This window comes from Flavobacterium mekongense, assembly GCF_047038255.1.
GTDB classification, from domain to species: domain Bacteria; phylum Bacteroidota; class Bacteroidia; order Flavobacteriales; family Flavobacteriaceae; genus Flavobacterium; species Flavobacterium mekongense.
In genome coordinates this window covers 886,786-904,372 of record NZ_CP174374.1, presented here as the reverse complement: position 1 = coordinate 904,372, position 17,587 = coordinate 886,786, and the positions used below count along the sequence as shown (strand labels likewise).

Sequence of the window (17,587 nt, the reverse complement as noted above, 5' to 3'; positions counted from 1 at the left end):
TACAACAATTTTTATCTGTAAATTTATTGTTTTACTCGTTTAATAACAGTAATTTACTATAATATCACTTTCTTGGTAACTACGTCTCCGCTTTCCAAGGTAACTTTCACAATTAGAGCTTGGTTGCTTTGTGTAATATTACTTCTGGAGAAAGTAAGATTATTTACCGCTTTAGCCAACAACAATTCTCTACCTAAAACATCATAAATCACAACCTCCTTAATATTTTCTCGTTGTGAAGATACCGAAACTACACCATGGCTTCCTGAAACAACGACAGTATTGGCCACAGCTTCAAAATCGCCATTACTTAACGTACTGTTGGTGTATCTGATTACAAAACGGTTATTGATGATTCCTTTATTGGCATTGAAAGCATAAGGCGATTGTTTCAAATCGTGAATCACATTCAACTCTAAATCTTGCAAGTAAATGTTGATGTCGTCCACAAAAATTCCGTCTGTCTTTTTAATGGCTATCGTATGGCTTCCGTTAGATACAATGTTGATTCCCATCGGTACTTGATCGTTAATGTCAAACGGCAAAGGTCGTCCTTGAATAATGAACGGTTTCTGGTCTATTAATGAGTACAAACTCACTTTCCCTCTTGGGGCAAAGAAACAGTCGTACGCACTGTCATAGGCCAAAGTAGAATTGGTAGAATATCCCAACAAAGTTGTATCTACCTGCCCGTCGGCTGTGTTGATGATGTCTAACCAAATTCTGTTTTTCTCTTCTGTAGGCAATCCGGCCGTCGGACTCAACTGAGTATTGGCATTTCTGAAGAAAACAGAATTGTCATAAACGGCGTCATTAGTTCCTAAACGCAAACTGTTGTTAAAGGTTAGATTGTCTGCATAAGTATCAGGACCGGTTGAAAATAAAGTTCCTGCACTGTGTAGCATATTCACCATAAATCCTTGTCCGGAGGCAATTTTCCCACTAAAACTCGGCTCCGTCGAACCCAAACTGTTGTACATTAAATAATCGGGCAAATAGCTGTATCCGAAATTATTGTAGTATGGATTAGACGTATTGGATAATCCTAAACCGTGTCGCCAAATCCAAATGGCTGGTTCAATTTTAGCAGCATTGAGCGCCATAAACTTATCAGCATCTATAGCCGAAGGATACGGATTTCCAACCAAATTCCAATTATCGTCGTATTTGGTTGTTAAGGCATTGGTAGTATTTACCGGATCGGCATCATAATCGGCACCGTTATAGGTACCACGCTTAATTTGAATGGTAAATAAACCGTTATGAGGTTTTCCTTGACGGAAAGTGTGTGTGGCTGTGATTGGCGTGGCCGAACCATTAAAAGTTCGGGCTATATAGCCTTTCCCTTTTTGCATAATACCACTGGCCGCTTGCCAATTCCCCATGGTTCCGTTAGTATTCACCAAAGTAGGATTCCAATGGTAACGGTAACCGCTTGGCAAACCAGTTACATTGTAGTTTTCAATAGGTGAACTCCAATATACATAATCGACATGTTTGGCCGTGAAACCTCTTCTGACTTGGAATTTAGTTGTAGTGCTGGTGTAATCTCCGGCATTAGTATCGGTATCATTTACCTGAATTAACTGAGCATCATCGTCTATTAAAATATTACCATTGTTGGTTAAACGATTGTTTACGCGAATGTAATCGCCTACCGAAGCTGTTAAGGTTCTTCCGGTTGCCAAAGTCAAATCGCCCGAAGCCACTAAATCATTGGAAACTGAAGTAGTGAAATCGTTGTCCATGAGCACATTGTAAAACACTTCCGTTCCCAATGGTGTAACAGCATTGATGATTTGCGGCGTTGGCGCCCCAACAAAATGAACAGTCCCGTTTCCTTCATCGAAAGCGTTGTTGTTTTTGTTGTTTGTCCAATTGCCGTACAAATAAATTTGACCGTCGGCGGTGGCATTGTTCCCATCGTTCATGTCTAAAGCACCATCAACAACCGTATTGGCTATAGTTAAATTACCATGGATTTCTAATTTATTGTTACTGTTTCCTGAAACTTCTAATCCTTCGCCGCTGATGGTTAAGTTTTTGGCTTTGGCAATAAAGTTTTGGTAACTCGCAAAAGGTGCAGTGGCATCAACCACAGCTATACGATTGTGTGTGGTATCCGGAATTACTACATCAACAGTGGCTGTCGGCACAATTAAAGTATCCCAGTTTTCACAATTGAACCAGTTGGTGTCTTTGCGTCCGCTCCATCTTCCGTTTACATAAATATCAGTATCAATATACACTAAGGTACAGCTTCCTTTGTAATTGTATCCTCCGGCATCAAAAGCAGTAGTATCGGCATACGAATCCCAGTTGGCTTGGTTGTTAATAGAAGCAATCCAATCAAATTTACCGTTGGTCAATGTTGAAAAATCAGGATCTAACGGATCGTCATATTTTACAAATCCGTCTCCTACCGGAGCCACGGTACTGAAACATTCCATCAAAGGGTAAAGCGTTGACCATTTGGTATCGCCTGTTGGTCCTCCCGGTGCGGCATCCCAACCACTCTCGGTCCAACCATACAATACGTTTCCGGTATAAGTAGAAGCATGTCCGGTATCGTTGGTCCAAACACCGCCTTGCATAAACCACATATCATCATCTGAATTCAAATTGAATCCCGAACCGCCAATAGCCGATTTGGTCCAGTTGGCATCAATGGATCCGCAAGTATACACGTTATAATGGGTTCCTGAAGTTACGTTAGCCGTAGTGGTTTCTATGGTGATGATGGTTCCTTTTGGCAAAGTACTCCCTGTTCTGGTTAGTACAATTACCCCTTCGGTGCCACCCCATAATCCTGCATTTTGTCTTTCATAACCATTGTCGGTAATGTACAAAGTAGTCCCCGGCAACAAATCGCGGAAACACACAAAGCTCAACAAGTCACAACCCGATGGCGCACCGGTGTTAGTATTAATAGCCAACACAGCCAAATCTCCCGGATTTAAAACGGTTACAACAGAAATATCGAATAAGGTACTTCCGGCACCGGTTAATCCGGCAGCCGTAGCGCCCATGGTAAAATCGGTTCCAACCACCGTATGGATGATGCCGGCAAATGTAGCTTCTCCGGCAACCGCTGCTACCGTTATTGGTGCACCGGTCATGGTTCCGGTACTGGTTAAGCTAACATTTCCGGTAAAATTAATGTCTTTGTTCCCGCAATTATCCGTAGCGGTTACCACCACATTGGTCATGGCACTGTTCACTCCGGTAGTAATAGGTTGTGTAGTAAACAACAATTTGGTCGCTACTACATTAATCACGTTTGTAGTATTAGGAGTGAGTCGTGTGTAGGCTGTTGCCAATCTGCCCGAACCTGCTGCGCTGAACACTATATTGGTTGCATTGTTTACAATAGCCAAACCAAAATCTTCACTATCGAAAGCGTCCGGACCTAACGGACATTTCAAGGTTAATCGCAAAGAAAGGGTTTTTTCAGTACCGTCGGCCACCGAAACGTTCATTCCGGTAAACTGGATTTGCGTGGCGGTAACTGTTCCCGTACCAACCAAAGTAGCCCCGTCGAACAAGGCCGCCGATTGAATGCCGTCGGACCAAGTGCCAACCGCATTATTTATTGATTGGGTGATAATTAAATCGGTTAAAATAGTTGGTAAGTTGTCGGTATCCAACAAATCGGCTCCTCCGTCTCTTACTCTAAACTGCCAAGCCTGAACCCCATCGGTAACCGTGGTGATGGTTCCGTTTACTGTAGAAGAAATAATGGCCGGCTCTGAAGCTACCACATTAATAATATCTGATTCGGCTGTTCCGGTACCCACACCGCTAAAGTTCAACACATAACTCGCCTCGTCGGGATCATTGCTCAAGAAAGTAATACTTCCGGTAAAGGTACCTGTGGCAGTTGGTGCAAAACGAATGGTAAAAGTGGTTGGCGTAGCATTAACCACTGTTAGCGTATAACCCATAGTGGTTTGCAAACTGTAAGGCGGATTACCGGTGAAGGTATTGTTGTACAACAACAAGTTTTGGTTTCCTAAATTTTCTAAGGTGAATACTACATCAACAAAATTTCCGGCCGGTGTACTGGCAAAGGTGTAAGTGCTTCCGGTTAAATAATTGGTAGCACCTTGTCTGATGTTGATGTCGGCATCGCGCAAACCTCCGGTGCAGTGGTTGGTAGTTGGCAACACGGTTAAGCCCGAAAGCGAAAGCGTATTGGCGCTCAAAGGCGCAGTTCCGTTGGTTGACCAAGCTGTGCCGTCCCATTGTTGCGACAAGGAAGAAGTTTCGGTTCCGTTAATATCCGCAGGCAAATAAGTTCCGGTGAAAGTATAAGTTGGTGTATTGAAGGTTCCGGTTCTCGACATTACCCAATAGCGGGAAATGAAATGGGTAGAAGCCGTCATATTCGGGTGTTTGCTGTCGTTTACCGAAGCACCCATATAAGCCGTGGTAAAAGTACCGGCAGTAAAGTTCATGGTTGCCGGCGAGTATTCCATAGTGCCGGTTTTATCTCCAATCGGGAAAGTGAATGAAGTAGCGGCTGTATATCGCTTGCGTAACACACCACCAAAGGCATTGTCGGCAATGACATAATTGGAAGCCGAAGCCGAGTTTATCACTGCCGTAGTTTCCAAGGTCATGGTTTGTGCATCCAAATCAACTATACCCGAAGTAAGTGTTAAGCCGGTATTGATGGTTAAGGCCGACCCCATCACACAACCAATAGCTCCCGAAGTACGGTTTAGGGTAAAGGTGGCCAAATTCAAGTCGTTGATAAATCTTATCGTTCCGATGTTGCCTGTTCCTTGTAAAGTAAGGTTAGACGTGGTGCTTCCCTCAAAACTACCGCCGCCTGTGATGGTATTGGCCACGCCGGCTGTTCCTATGGTAAGCGATTCGTTATTCAAGTCGAAATTATCGGCGGCACTGCTGTAGCTGATGGCATTACCCCCAAGTGGTGCAGATATGGCAAAAGTTCCGGTACCGGTTAGCTGTACGGTAGTGCTTCCCGAAGCCGGGGCAAAAACTACATACGGCAGGGTAAGCGGATTTAATGAAGTTGATACCACTTGGGTCGCTGCGTTATTGGTAAAATAAACCGCCCTGTCGTTGCCGTTAAAGGTGCCGGTAACGGTTAAGTTTCCGCCCACTCTAAGGTCGTCTCCGGCCGCTTGTCCTAAAGACAATGTTCCGGTAACCGACACGTTTCCGCCTACAATTAACGACCCTCCGGCAGAAACACTACCATAGTTCATGTGTAAAGCTGCAGTAGCCGAACCAATAGTTAACGACCCTGCGATGGCTTTAACACCTACTGCTCCAGAGGCTGCTCCGTTGATATAATCCAAAACGGTATTGGCTGTGGAAATGGTTACATTGTTAGGATAACCCGGTGTTACTCCGATGGTTCCTACGCCTAAGGCGCGCCATTCAAATCCTCGACCATACACACCGCCGGTGCTGTATTGCAAAGTAGAAGCGGCTCCGTAAATAGGTGAATTGGTATTTACAAAACCATTGGCGTTGATTCTTAAAGTTCCGTTTACCGTAAGCGCGTTGGCTACGGCAATGTCCAAGCCGTTGCTCAAGATTAAGGTTCCGGCTACCGGTCCAACCAATTCATTCAAACGGGTTGGAGAGTTGGCCGAAATGGTAACGTTAAACGGCGGATTGGTTACCGGCCAAAAAGCTTGTCCGGCATTAAGATCGTAGTAAGTACTGTTGGCATGATTCATAACCAAAGTACTTGCTCCGCCATAAACAAAATCGTTTCCGGCGGCATACCCTCCGTTTTGGATGGTAAAAGTTCCGTTCACGGTAGTGCTTCCGTTGTTGGTATAAGTAAAGCCTCCGGTAGATAAGCCGGCGCCAACATTAATCACAGTAGTAGTTCCGGCATTACGGGTAATATTGGCCCCGCTGGTGGTATTGGTTACCAAGTGCGCCACAATTACATTATCAGAACTGGTTGGTACTACACCGCCAACCCAAGTAGCGCCTACATACCAAGGCCCGTTTTGGGTAGTAACTTTAACCGGTGCGGTAATGGTTTGAGCACCGCCTGCCGTAGCGCTACCCGATTTGGTACCCGAAGCAAAAGTCAGGTTGGTATTGGCAATAGCATTGAGGTTGATGGTATTGTTGATGGTAGCACCCGAAGCCACATTGGCCGTTACCCAAAAATAGCCCACGCCTACCGGAATGGATTGTGTTAAACCGGTAAAATTAAGCGTTTCACCACTGCCGGCTGCTGCCGAACTCAAAGTGCTCAAAGCCGTAGCCGACCCAAAAGTATTGGTAGCACTGTACCAAAGGGTAAAGCCCGAAGCTGCAATATCGGCTGCTTGGTAATTGCCCGACGTGGTAAACGAAGCCGCGTTTAAAGTAGCCGCTGCATTGGCTACGGTGACTTGAAACGAAGACAAAATATGATTGGTAGTGCCTTGGCCTACCGTGTTGGCTGTGATTTGGGTACCGTTGTCGGCTAAGGTGGCAGCAGGGCCTGAAGGCAAAGCAGTAACCACAACATTGTCTAAACCAACTCCTTGTGAGTTAGTTCCCGTGGTGTTGAAATTCCAACGCAAATAAAAATTACCGCTATTAGGAATGTTAACGCCTGTTAGGGTAAATGATTTATTGATTACAGTTCCGGTATTGAAATCATAAGCACTTGCTCCTGTAGTGAAAGCACCGCTATCACCGGCCGTTTGTGCTGTCCAAGTTGTACCGTCGGTTGAAGTAAAGAAAGTGATGGCACAAGCAGCTGTATTAATTCTGTAACGCTCGTAATCAAAAGCAATGGTAATATCATTAATTTGAGCGCCTGAAGTATTTTGATAATACGCCATAATAGAGTTTGGACTGGCATAACTTCCTGAGGTCATAAACCCGATGGCTCTATCAGTCGTTGTGGTTCCGTTACCCCAATTGTATCGTCCACCTGCTGTTGGAAGTCCAGAATTTGCAGCGGCTGTAGTTGCAGTAAAATTCCCGGCAGCAGCCCAAGTTGGGGCAGCAGCACCGGCAACACTCATTTTCCAGTTGGCTGGCAAGGTGGCTGTAGCCGTATTTCCAATCCCATCAAAATTTTGAGTAACAGGCGTAGTGTTCGGTATCGCAATCTGTGCCTTCGAACTTAATACCCCAAAAAATAAAACCGTTGCGGCAACGAGTAATTTTTTAAATGTCATATAAAAATGAATCTATGGTTTCATAGTCATCAAGGTTTTGTGCGCTAAAAACTTAGCTTGCAACGCACAAAAAAGGGCAAGTAAAAATGGGGTAGAAATTTGGGCATACAAAACTACATCTAAATTAGTAATTTACAAGCGGTTTGTCTTAAGAAATCATCATCAAAACGTAATTTTTGAGGATAATTAAATGAAAGTCCTACAAAGTTTGCATTTATTGTAGTTTTTTGAATAATTTGTTGTCGTATTTGTTTGAATAACAGTGTTTTAAGAAGTGTTTAAGCCGAGTTGACGATTTCGGATTTCGAGTTGGGTGTTACACAGAGATACACTGAGAAAAAAAGAGATTCACGGAGGGTTAAAGTTTTCAGTCTCAGTCTCAGCTAATAGGGAAAGTTTAGCGATTAATTGTTAGTAAATGGAACACAGATAAGAATCTGTTTAAATCCGTGGCATCCGTGTGCTAATCCAAAGCAACTGATTTCAATTTTCTAAATAATTGTTACTTTTACCCCTGTTACCACGATGCTATGACAGAAAAACCAACCCTTACCGAAGCTACACTCAAACTGGAATATTATTGTTCCTACCAAGAGCGTTGCCATCAGGAAGTGGTGGATAAATTGTACCAACTGGGTATGAAAAGCAACGAAATCGATACAATCGTTGTGCATTTACTACAACACAATTTCCTCAACGAAGAACGTTTCGCCCGAAGTTTCGCCCGTGGCAAACACAGAATCAAATCTTGGGGCAAAATCAGAATTGTTAACGAACTAAAACTTAGACAGATTTCGGCACCCAATATCAAAGCGGCACTGACCGAAATTGCTGAGGAAGAATACCAAGAAACCTTCCACCAATTGGCCGAACGTTATTGGAACAGCTTAACCGAGCGCAATGGACAAAAAAAGAATAAAAAATTCTGTGATTACTTATTGCGAAGAGGTTGGGAAAGTCAGCTGGTGTATGAGAAGATGAAGGAATTGGAAAAGTTGTAAGTTGTGGGTTGGGAGTTACACAGAGATACACTGAGGTAAAAGGAGATTCACGGAGGGTTACGGGTTGTGGGTTGGTATTCAACTTTGAACCCGAAACTCGAAACCCGAAACTATCGCGTAGCAACCAAAACACTCACCGCATTACCCCCGAAACCTACTGCATTAAGCAGTACTTTGCGGATGGTTTTTCTCGGATTGGATTCGGGTGCGTAAGGAATCCCGATAAAGGTTTGGTGTTGTAGCATCAGCAAGGCCAATTCGAGGTTCAACATGCCGGAAGCGCCGAAAGTATGCCCTATTTTCCATTTGTTGGTGGTGAGCATCGGCAGGGTATCGCCAAAGATTTTTTGTATCGCTTTGTATTCTGAAGTATCGCCTTTGAGTGTGCCCGGCGCGTGCATCACTATGGCATCGACCTCTTCTAAAGGGGTATTTTGTAGCGCCATTGCCATCGATTTTTGAAAGCACAAAGCTTCTTCAGAGATGGAAATGTTGTGTTGTAAATCGTCGGTAGCATAGCCGATACCGGTAATATACCCCAAAGCATTTGGGTTATGGCCTACTTCCAAACAGGCTACAGCGGCGGCTTCGCCCAAGACCATCGTATTTTTGGTTTTGGTAAAATCGAAGGCGCGACAAGGGTATTTGAGGGAAAGGTCTTCGACAGGCTCAGACTGACAATCTGCTTCTTTATTGGTTTGATTGCTACAATCAGGATTAGCATAAATCTTTAACGCTTGCATTTGCGCTAGGGTAAAAGGCGTTAACGGGGCTTCGCTGCCGCCTACCAAAAACTTAGTCGCCAAACCCGATTGCAGCCAGGCTACGGCATTCAACACCGCATGCAAAGCTGTAGAGCAAGTGATGGAATGTGAAATTTCGGGTCCGGAACTTTTTAAATCGTGGGCAATCCAAGAGGAAATATTCCCCAAGGTTGTGGTGGGCGAAGTAAGGGTTGCCGTTTTACCGGTTTCGAGGAATTCTTTGTGGTATTTCTCGAACAGTTGGGTTGCCCCGCGCGACGAACCTATGTTGATTCCAAACGCATCGCCTGATTTCCAACCGGCTTGGGCCACTGCTTGACGTGACGCTAACATAGCCATGAGTACCGTTTCATCGAGGGCTTTGTACTTGCTGTCTTCTGTGCGCAAGGCTTCAATTTGCAAACGCAGTTCTTGCGGAATGGCAGCCACCAAACGGGTTTGACCGTTGTACACTTGGGTTGTAATTAGTGTTTCGGGAGAAAGGTATTGTTTCCAAATCCAATCGGCTTCACTCCCTAAAGGAGAAATAGAAGCTAACGAGGTTATGGCGATTTTGTTTGTTAACATGATAAAGTAATGTACGGCAAAGGTAGTTATTCTTGGGGAAAGTTGGAAGTTACACCGAGATATACAGAGGAGAAAAGAGATTCACGGAGGGTTATGGGTTGCGGGTTTCGAGTTGCGGGTTGGGAGTTACACAGAGATACACTAAGGGAAAAGGAGAGGCACAGAGGGTTGAAGATTGAAGATTGAAGGTTGCGAGTTGCAGGTTAGCGCACAACTTTCAACCCGCAACCCGAAACTTTTTTAAACCATATCCACGGCTTGTTCCACTATACCATAAACCTTTTCGAGTTGTTCGGTTGTAATAATATACGGCGGCAAAATGTAAACGATGTTGCCTACCGGTCGTAAGATTACACCGTGTTCGATGAAAAAATTGTAGAGTTTCATGCGCATAGCGCCGTAGTAACTTTCGTTGGTTTCAGTTTTGATTTCGAGGGCGAAAATAATGCCTTGTACTCGGGTGGTTTTCACCTTTGGATGTTGTTTTATTTTTTGGGCAAAGGACAAATGTTGGGCATTGATGCGCGCGATATTGTTTTGCATTTCTGGCGTTTCCAGCAAAGTGATGGCGGCTAAAGCGGCGGCACAACCCGTTGGATTGGCGGTAAAAGTATGGCCGTGAAACAAGGCTTTATTGACATCATTATCGTAAAAACCATCGAAAATTTCTTGGGTAAAAGTGGTTACCGCCATGGGAATTGTTCCGCCTGTTAGGGCTTTGGACAAGCACAGCATATCGGGTTTGTTTTGAAGGTAATCCGAAGCAAAAGTTTTGCCTGTTTTTCCGAAACCGGTCATGACTTCATCGGCTATGGTAAACACTTGGTTTTGTTGACAAACGGCAATCATTTGGTCTAAAACACCGGCTTCGTACATGACCATGCCGGCGGCGCCTTGCACCAAGGGCTCGAAGATAAAGGCAGCGAATTCGTTGGTTTGCACCAAATTGGTTAATGCTGCTAAAGCTTCGGTTTCTTTACCGGCAACCGGTACCGGAATGCGCACCACTTCGAGCAGAGAACCTTTGAAGGCTTCGGTAAAAAAAGTAATCCCGCTGGAAGCCATAGCGCCAAACGTATCGCCGTGAAAAGCGTCTTCAAAAGCGATGACTTTGGTACGTTTTAGGCCTTGATTGTAATTGTATTGTAAGGCCGCTTTGATAGCCACTTCCACCGCAGTGGAACCATTATCGGAGTAGAAAATTCGCTTTTGATTGGCGGGTAAAATCGACAGTAGTTTTTCGGATAATTCGACCGCTTTGTTGTGGGTAAAACCGCCGAACAAAACATGTTCTAAAGTGGTTAATTGGTTGTAGATTGCTTCGGCCATCACTTTATTGGCGTGGCCAAAAGGATTCACCCACCAAGAGGCGATAGCGTCGATGTATTCTTTACCGTTGTCATCCCAAAGCAATGCGCCCTCGCCTTTAACTATAGCCGGTAACGGACCTGTGGTTTTGTGTTGGGTATAAGGATGCCAGTTGTATAATTGGTCTTTTTCAGATAGTGTCATTGGGCGTGAAGATTGGTGATTAACGATTTTTGATTTTCAGATTTACAAGCTCGTCAAGTTGTCCCGAAACTTATCGGCGTAATAGGCAATCACATTGGCATCGAAGTACGGTTCATTGTCAATTCGGCCAATCAATTTAACTCCGGTTTTGTTGAGGATAATGGTTTCAGTAGCTTTGTTTTCATCGCCTGAAAAAATGATGCCGGCTACAGCAATGTCACGATTTTTAAGGGCTTCGACGGTCAATAAGGTATGATTAATACTGCCCAAATAATGACGGGACACGACAATGACTTTATAATCGGGACGGATTAAATCGATGATACAATCGGTATTGTTTAGCGGGACTAAAATACCACCGGCGCCTTCAATAACCAAGTGATTGTTCGTCTCAGGTTCTTTGATTTGATTTAAATCGATGGTAATTCCGTCTAGCTCGGCCGCTAAGTGTGGACTGGCCGGCGTGTTGAGCGCATAGGCGTTGGGGTGAAATTGAGACTTTTCGTTAGACACTCGGTCTTTGACTTTGTGGGTATCGGAAAGTTCCAAATCGCCCGCTTGAACGGGTTTCCAATAGTCGGCTTCGAGGGCTTGGGTTACAATAGCGGAAGCGACTGTTTTACCTACATCGGTACCGATTCCTGTGATGAATAGTTTCATATAATTAGCCACGGATAAAACGGATTGAACGGATTATCACTGATTTTTTAAATTATTTTTTTTATCATTAGTATAAATTAGCCTTTTAAACTCGGGTTCTTCACCGAAATTTAACAGTAAGCCAACTTCAATTGGAGTAGCTTTAAGATAATTGATTGTTTGAGCTACATGGACATTCATAATTAATTGAGTTGCTTTTAATTCAACTATTACTTTATCTTCCACAACCAAATCTGCATAATATTCCCCTACAAGTTGTTCTTTAAAATAAACTTTAATTGGTTTTTCAATTTCAACTTTATAGACTTTCTCCTTTAATTCAAAATACATTGCATTCTTATAAACTTTCTCTAGAAATCCATAACCCAAATGATTATAGACACAAAATACACTTTTAAGATACCATCAGTAATTGGTTTGTGCAATAAATTTGTCATTTGCAAACTGTATAAATCAGTAAAATCCGTTTCATCCGTGGCTAAAACACAAAGGTAGCTAACAATTCCAAAACATTCGAAATCTCGGCTTGGGAATTGTAGCTGTGCAAGCAGAAGCGGAGGCGTTCTTGACCTTCGGGTACGGTTGGAGATAAAATTGGTTTGACATCGAAGCCGTGTTGTTGCAGTTGGGTTGCAATGGTTTTTACTTTATCGTTACCGGGAATGATGGCACATTGTATGGCTGATTTGGAATAAACAAACATTGGTTTTAATCCTAATCGCAATTTCTCTTGGTTGAAGAAAATGATATTGTTTTTCAGCAATGCTAAAGTTTCCTTTTCTTTTGCTAAATGTTGATAAGCCACTAAAATGGTAGCTACACTGTGCGGCGATAAGCCTGTGGTGTAAATCAAACTGCGGGCAAAGTTGACCAAGAAGCTTTTTAGTTCGGCACTGCCCAAAATGGCGGCTCCGTGGCAACCGAGTCCTTTACCGAAAGTCATAATGCACGCGAAGACTTGGTCTTGCAAGCCTAAACTTTGCACCAAGCCTTTTCCTTGTTCCCCGAATACCCCAAGTGCATGGGCTTCATCAACCACTAAGTAGGCGTTGTATTTTTGGCATAGGGAAATCAGTGCTTCCAAATTGGGAGAATCGCCATCCATAGAGAAAACAGACTCGGTGACGATGTAAATGGTTGCGATTTGCGGGTTGCGGGTTGCGGGTTCAAACTTGAGTAGCAATTTTTGTAAATCCTCTGTGTCGTTGTGTCGGAATTTATAGGCTTTGGCGTGACTCATTTGGATGCCGTCACGGATAGAAGCGTGGCAAAGTTCGTCATACAAAATAATATCGTTACGTTGCGGAACGCAGCTGAAAAAACCCACATTGGCGTCGTAGCCTGAGTTGAAAATTAAAGCCGTTTCCGCTTGATGGAATTGGGCGATAAAGTTCTCGGCAACTTGGTACAAATCATGGTTGCCGGAGATTAAACGGGAACCTGTAGCACCATTGGTTTTGATATTATTGTCTAAAAGATACTGATGCGTTTGGTGGAATAGGTTCTCATTGTGCGCAAAGCCGATGTAATCGTTAGAAGCAAAATCGACTAATGAATTATCCGATGGCAACCGTCGCAAAGCGTTGTTGACTTGGCGTTGTTCGAGTTTGGTTTGAAGGGGATTCGGCAGTTTCATAGTTTGTCTTTATCTACCCATTTATTGTTTCCACAGTCCGTTGCATCTAATAAATCGATTTTGAGCTTTTGGGCAACCATGGCGCCAAATTTAAGGGCATGTTCTTTTTCGTTTAACTTGTACATTTTGTAATGTTTGTTCCCTAAATACCAAAGATTCACTTCATATTCAAAATCATCAACCTTAAAGACAGAAACATATTGAAGTTCAGGAAGTGCTGTGTTTACTTTACTTGTAAATGGACCGACCATATATACTGACACCAATTTCTCTTTATCAAGATCAATAAGAATGCTTTTTGTTATTGAAAAGGAAACCCCGCCGGCCAAACAAAATGATGCAGTTTTAATTACACCTGCAATTTCTTTTGGATTGACTTTATCAAAATCAACCTTATAAAATGCCATACCGAGGATGTACAACATATATATCATGTAGGTAAAAAACAATGAGGCAACGATAATTCTCCACCATGGTAATTTCCCTTGTGATACAACCAGTTCGTATTCGTTATAGTCTTCCATAAACCAAATATAGTAAATAGCCCGAATGATTTGAAATTAAAAGGAATACAGCAAGTGGCTGTAAGGAATATTTTGACATCAAATTTAGCCATAAAAAAACCCAACCTTTTACAAGATTGGGTTTTTAAAGTATTTCAAATCGGATTAGTCGGCTAATACGATTACTTTGTTGTCTTTCATTTCGATAGTTCCCGAATTGATTTCCAAAGTGTAGTTTTGGTCGTTTATTTTGGTAAACTTTTCGGCTACATCTTTGTCGAACTTAAAGCTTGGGGCAGCCATTTTTACGGTGCCTTGCTTTAAGATAGAAACTATAGGTGCGTGGTTGTTCAAGAGTTGGAAAGAACCGTCAACGCCCGGTAAGGAAACTGAGGTTACTTCGCCTTTGAACAAGGTAGCTTCCGGAGATACTATTTCTAAAATCATTTTTTTTAATTTAGGATTTAGGATTTAGGATTTAGGAATTAGTTAAATCCTAATTCCAGGATTCCTTATTCCTAATTTACATTAAGCTTCTGCTAACATTTTTTGTCCTGCCTCGATTACGTCTTCGATGGTACCTTTCAAGTTGAAAGCAGCTTCCGGCAAGTGATCCAACTCTCCATCAATAATCATGTTGAATCCTTTGATGGTGTCTTTGATGTCAACCAATACACCAGGGATACCTGTAAATTGCTCAGCAACGTGGAACGGTTGAGACAAGAAACGTTGTACACGACGTGCACGAGATACGGCTAATTTATCTTCTTCAGACAATTCTTCCATACCTAAGATGGCGATGATGTCTTGTAATTGTTTGTATTTTTGAAGAATCTCTTTTACTCTTTGAGCACAGTTGTAGTGATCATCTCCTAAGATAAGCGGTGTTAAGATACGAGAAGTAGAATCAAGCGGATCTACTGCCGGGTAAATACCTAACTCAGCAATTTTACGAGACAATACTGTAGTAGCATCTAAGTGGGCAAAGGTAGTTGCCGGTGCCGGGTCGGTTAAGTCATCCGCAGGTACATAAACCGCTTGTACTGAAGTAATCGAACCTTTTTTAGTAGAAGTAATACGCTCTTGCATCGCACCCATCTCAGTAGCCAATGTTGGTTGGTAACCTACCGCTGAAGGCATACGGCCTAACAACGCGGATACCTCAGAACCTGCTTGGGTAAAACGGAAGATGTTGTCTACGAAGAACAATACGTCTTTTCCTTGGTCTGAACCGGCTCCGTCACGGAAGTATTCCGCGATAGATAATCCTGAAAGGGCTACACGAGCACGAGCTCCGGGTGGCTCATTCATTTGTCCGAATACGAAAGTAGCTTTAGACTCTCTCATGCCCGGTTTGTCTACTTTAGATAAATCCCATCCACCGTTTTCCATAGAGTGCATGAAATCTTCTCCATATTTGATAATGCCTGACTCCAACATTTCACGAAGCAAGTCATTTCCTTCACGGGTTCTTTCTCCTACTCCTGCGAATACAGAAAGACCACCGTGACCTTTGGCGATATTGTTGATCAATTCCTGAATCAATACGGTTTTACCTACTCCTGCTCCACCGAACAAACCAATTTTACCTCCTTTAGCATAAGGCTCGATCAAATCGATTACTTTGATTCCGGTAAACAATACTTCTGTTGAAGTAGATAAGTCTTCGAATTTAGGAGCTTGTTTGTGAATTGGCATTCCGTTAGCTCCGTCTTTTGGTAAATCTCCTAAACCATCGATAGCATCTCCTACTACATTAAATAATCTTCCGTAGATGTCTTGACCGATTGGCATTTGAATTGGAGCACCGGTAGCGTGTACATCTGTACCTCTGCTCAAACCGTCTGTGGAGTCCATAGAGATGGTACGCACAGTGTTTTCACCGATGTGAGATTGAACTTCAAGAACTAATTTTGAACCATTTTTATTAATGATTTCTAATGAGTCGTAAATTTTTGGCAACTCAACATCTTTAGTATCAAATACTACGTCAACTACGGGACCGATGATTTGCGAAACTTTTCCTATTGCTTTAGACATTGTTTATGTATTTATTAAATAGCTATTTAGGTTTGAAAAAAATACCTCTTTTTTCAGTGCGCAAAGGTAAATTTTCTATTTTAAAAAATCAATCTTTGTCGAGAGTTTTTTTCTTAATTTTTGATAATTCTGTTTCCCAAAACAATCATTACTGTTTAAAAAGCAAAAACCACCTGACTTAGCAAGTGGTTTTTGTTTATTTATAAAAATTGGTTAGGTTAGAAATTTGCCGGATCTAAAGGATATAATATTCGGTACAAACCAACATTTACTCCTTTAAAATTAGAGCCGTAAGTAGTATTGATGGCTTCTAAGAATTTGTTGGCTATTAACGCATACCCTCTTGGGCTTGGATGCACTCCATCGAGAGAGAATCCTCCTCCGGTTACATAAGCGGAAGTGATGGTGTAGTTGTTAGCCGCAATACCGCCATTAGCGATTTGTGTTTGTAAAACATTGGCATTCACAAAAGCCAAACCTTTTGCTTGCGCAATAGCTTCTATACTGGCGTTGTAAGCGTCTGTAGCTGCTTTTACTTCTTGAATTTCTTCTTTAGACAATACCCAATTGTCTGCCAAAGGAACCGATACTCCATTTACTTGAGCAGGGTTTCCGCCAACTGTTGTACCAATGAAAGTTCTTGCCGGTAAAACAATAAGATCTTCGTTAGTAGCCATACGGTATGAAGGAATTCCAAAACCGGAAAGGTTGGTCAAATAGCTATCAACTATAACTACCGGATTAGTGCTTGAAGCTGAGAAATTAATGGTTCTTCTCGCTACCTCAGCTGCTGTCAACAATCCGTTAGATTGAGCAAACAACAAACCGTTATTGTAAGCGGCATAACCGGCATTTAATTGAGCGGCTGTGGTTGCGTTTAAGGCAACCGGATTGTAAGGCACTGTTGTAAAGTATGGGATAGTAGTTACATAAGGTAAATTAGCCACTACACCTTTGGCACCATTAGCCGTTAATTGATCAACTAAAGTAGTATAAACGCTGGCAAAGACATTAGGGTCAGTGATGTCGTTAGCGCCGTAAGTTGCCGGGTTTAGGTTCCCTGTTTGGTTAACCCCTACACCTCCTGAAGTGGCGTAAGCTAAAACATCGTTGTTTCCAATCCAAAGAGAGAAGAAAGTTGGGCTTTGCGCTAATGCATCAGCTAAAACAGTTGTAGTTGGGCTTGAAGCAAACCGCACAAAATAAGGATTAGCTTGTCCGCTTAAAACTCCTGCTACATTACCGTAACCCGGTGCCAAAAGATGAAAACTTTTAGCGCCCGGAACGCCCATATTATTGAATGGCCCTGAAAGAACATTGGTAATATCCGTTGTTGGTGGTCCCGGAACAGAAGCCGGTGCACTACCGTTAAAGTACAATCTTGTTCCTGCAATTTGAGTTCCTCCCAATAACAAACCTCCGGTATTGTCGGCCATTAGAGGAAGTTTAAATTCTCCCCCGCCAACCAAAGCAAATTGGCTTGCTAAAATATTAGGATATGACCCTTGTTGTCCGGCAATGAACAACGCACTGTCAGAATAACCGGCAGTTAAGGAGTTTCCTAAGGCCACATATTTCGAAAAATCGGCTGTACCTGCAGTTAATGGTGTTCCATCTGTTGAGTTAGGATCTACAAAAGGCTCATCATCACTATTACATGCTACAAAGGTTAAAGAAACCAATAGTAACCATTTGAAATTTTTTATCATAGTATTATATTTTAAATCTGATT

11 protein-coding genes are annotated in these 17,587 nt (G+C 42.7%); 1 reads left to right on the top strand and 10 read right to left on the bottom strand.

Going from position 1 to position 17,587, the window contains the following annotated elements; all coding sequences use genetic code 11:
• Positions 1-56: 56 nt before the first annotated feature.
• Positions 57-7,172, bottom strand: coding sequence for a T9SS sorting signal type C domain-containing protein (locus ACJG85_RS03815; RefSeq protein ID WP_412476965.1), 7,116 nt, complete (start codon positions 7,170-7,172; stop codon positions 57-59).
• A 530-nt stretch (positions 7,173-7,702) separates the two neighbouring features.
• Between ACJG85_RS03815 and ACJG85_RS03810 the strand changes: the two genes are divergently transcribed.
• Positions 7,703-8,173, top strand: coding sequence for a regulatory protein RecX (locus ACJG85_RS03810; protein WP_412476964.1), 471 nt, complete (start codon positions 7,703-7,705; stop codon positions 8,171-8,173).
• Between the two features lie 110 nt (positions 8,174-8,283).
• Here the strand turns inward: ACJG85_RS03810 and ACJG85_RS03805 are convergent, their stop codons facing one another.
• The 9 genes from ACJG85_RS03805 to ACJG85_RS03765 all read right to left on the bottom strand — a co-directional run bounded on the left by ACJG85_RS03805 (position 8,284) and on the right by ACJG85_RS03765 (position 17,564).
• Complete coding sequence (locus ACJG85_RS03805) at positions 8,284-9,504, bottom strand: beta-ketoacyl synthase N-terminal-like domain-containing protein (protein ID WP_412476963.1); 1,221 nt, start codon at positions 9,502-9,504, stop codon at positions 8,284-8,286.
• 240 nt (positions 9,505-9,744) lie between these two features.
• Entirely contained in the window at positions 9,745-11,016 is a 1,272-nt protein-coding gene (gene bioA / locus ACJG85_RS03800) for an adenosylmethionine--8-amino-7-oxononanoate transaminase (protein ID WP_412476962.1), read from the bottom strand.
• 42 nt (positions 11,017-11,058) lie between these two features.
• The gene (gene bioD / locus ACJG85_RS03795) at positions 11,059-11,676 is read right to left on the bottom strand and encodes a dethiobiotin synthase (protein WP_409675689.1); all 618 of its coding nucleotides are present in this window, start codon (positions 11,674-11,676) and stop codon (positions 11,059-11,061) included.
• A 36-nt stretch (positions 11,677-11,712) separates the two neighbouring features.
• Positions 11,713-12,045, bottom strand: coding sequence for a GxxExxY protein (locus ACJG85_RS03790; protein ID WP_412476961.1), 333 nt, complete (start codon positions 12,043-12,045; stop codon positions 11,713-11,715).
• A 109-nt stretch (positions 12,046-12,154) separates the two neighbouring features.
• On the bottom strand, positions 12,155-13,312 hold the full coding sequence (locus ACJG85_RS03785) for an aminotransferase class I/II-fold pyridoxal phosphate-dependent enzyme (RefSeq protein WP_412476960.1): 1,158 nt from the start codon (positions 13,310-13,312) through the stop codon (positions 12,155-12,157).
• On the bottom strand, positions 13,309-13,836 hold the full coding sequence (locus ACJG85_RS03780; protein WP_412464897.1) for a hypothetical protein: 528 nt from the start codon (positions 13,834-13,836) through the stop codon (positions 13,309-13,311). The genes ACJG85_RS03785 and ACJG85_RS03780 overlap by 4 nt, the downstream gene beginning before the upstream one ends.
• 144 nt (positions 13,837-13,980) lie before the next feature.
• Positions 13,981-14,262 carry a F0F1 ATP synthase subunit epsilon gene (locus tag ACJG85_RS03775; RefSeq protein WP_409675677.1) on the bottom strand — a complete coding sequence of 94 codons (282 nt, stop codon included), beginning with the start codon at positions 14,260-14,262 and terminating at the stop codon, positions 13,981-13,983.
• An 81-nt stretch (positions 14,263-14,343) separates the two neighbouring features.
• Positions 14,344-15,855: a F0F1 ATP synthase subunit beta gene (gene atpD / locus ACJG85_RS03770; RefSeq protein WP_409675674.1), complete on the bottom strand. Its 1,512-nt coding sequence runs from the start codon at positions 15,853-15,855 to the stop codon at positions 14,344-14,346.
• Positions 15,856-16,073: 218 nt separating this feature from the next.
• On the bottom strand, positions 16,074-17,564 hold the full coding sequence (locus ACJG85_RS03765; protein ID WP_409675671.1) for a G-D-S-L family lipolytic protein: 1,491 nt from the start codon (positions 17,562-17,564) through the stop codon (positions 16,074-16,076).
• Positions 17,565-17,587: the final 23 nt, after the last annotated feature.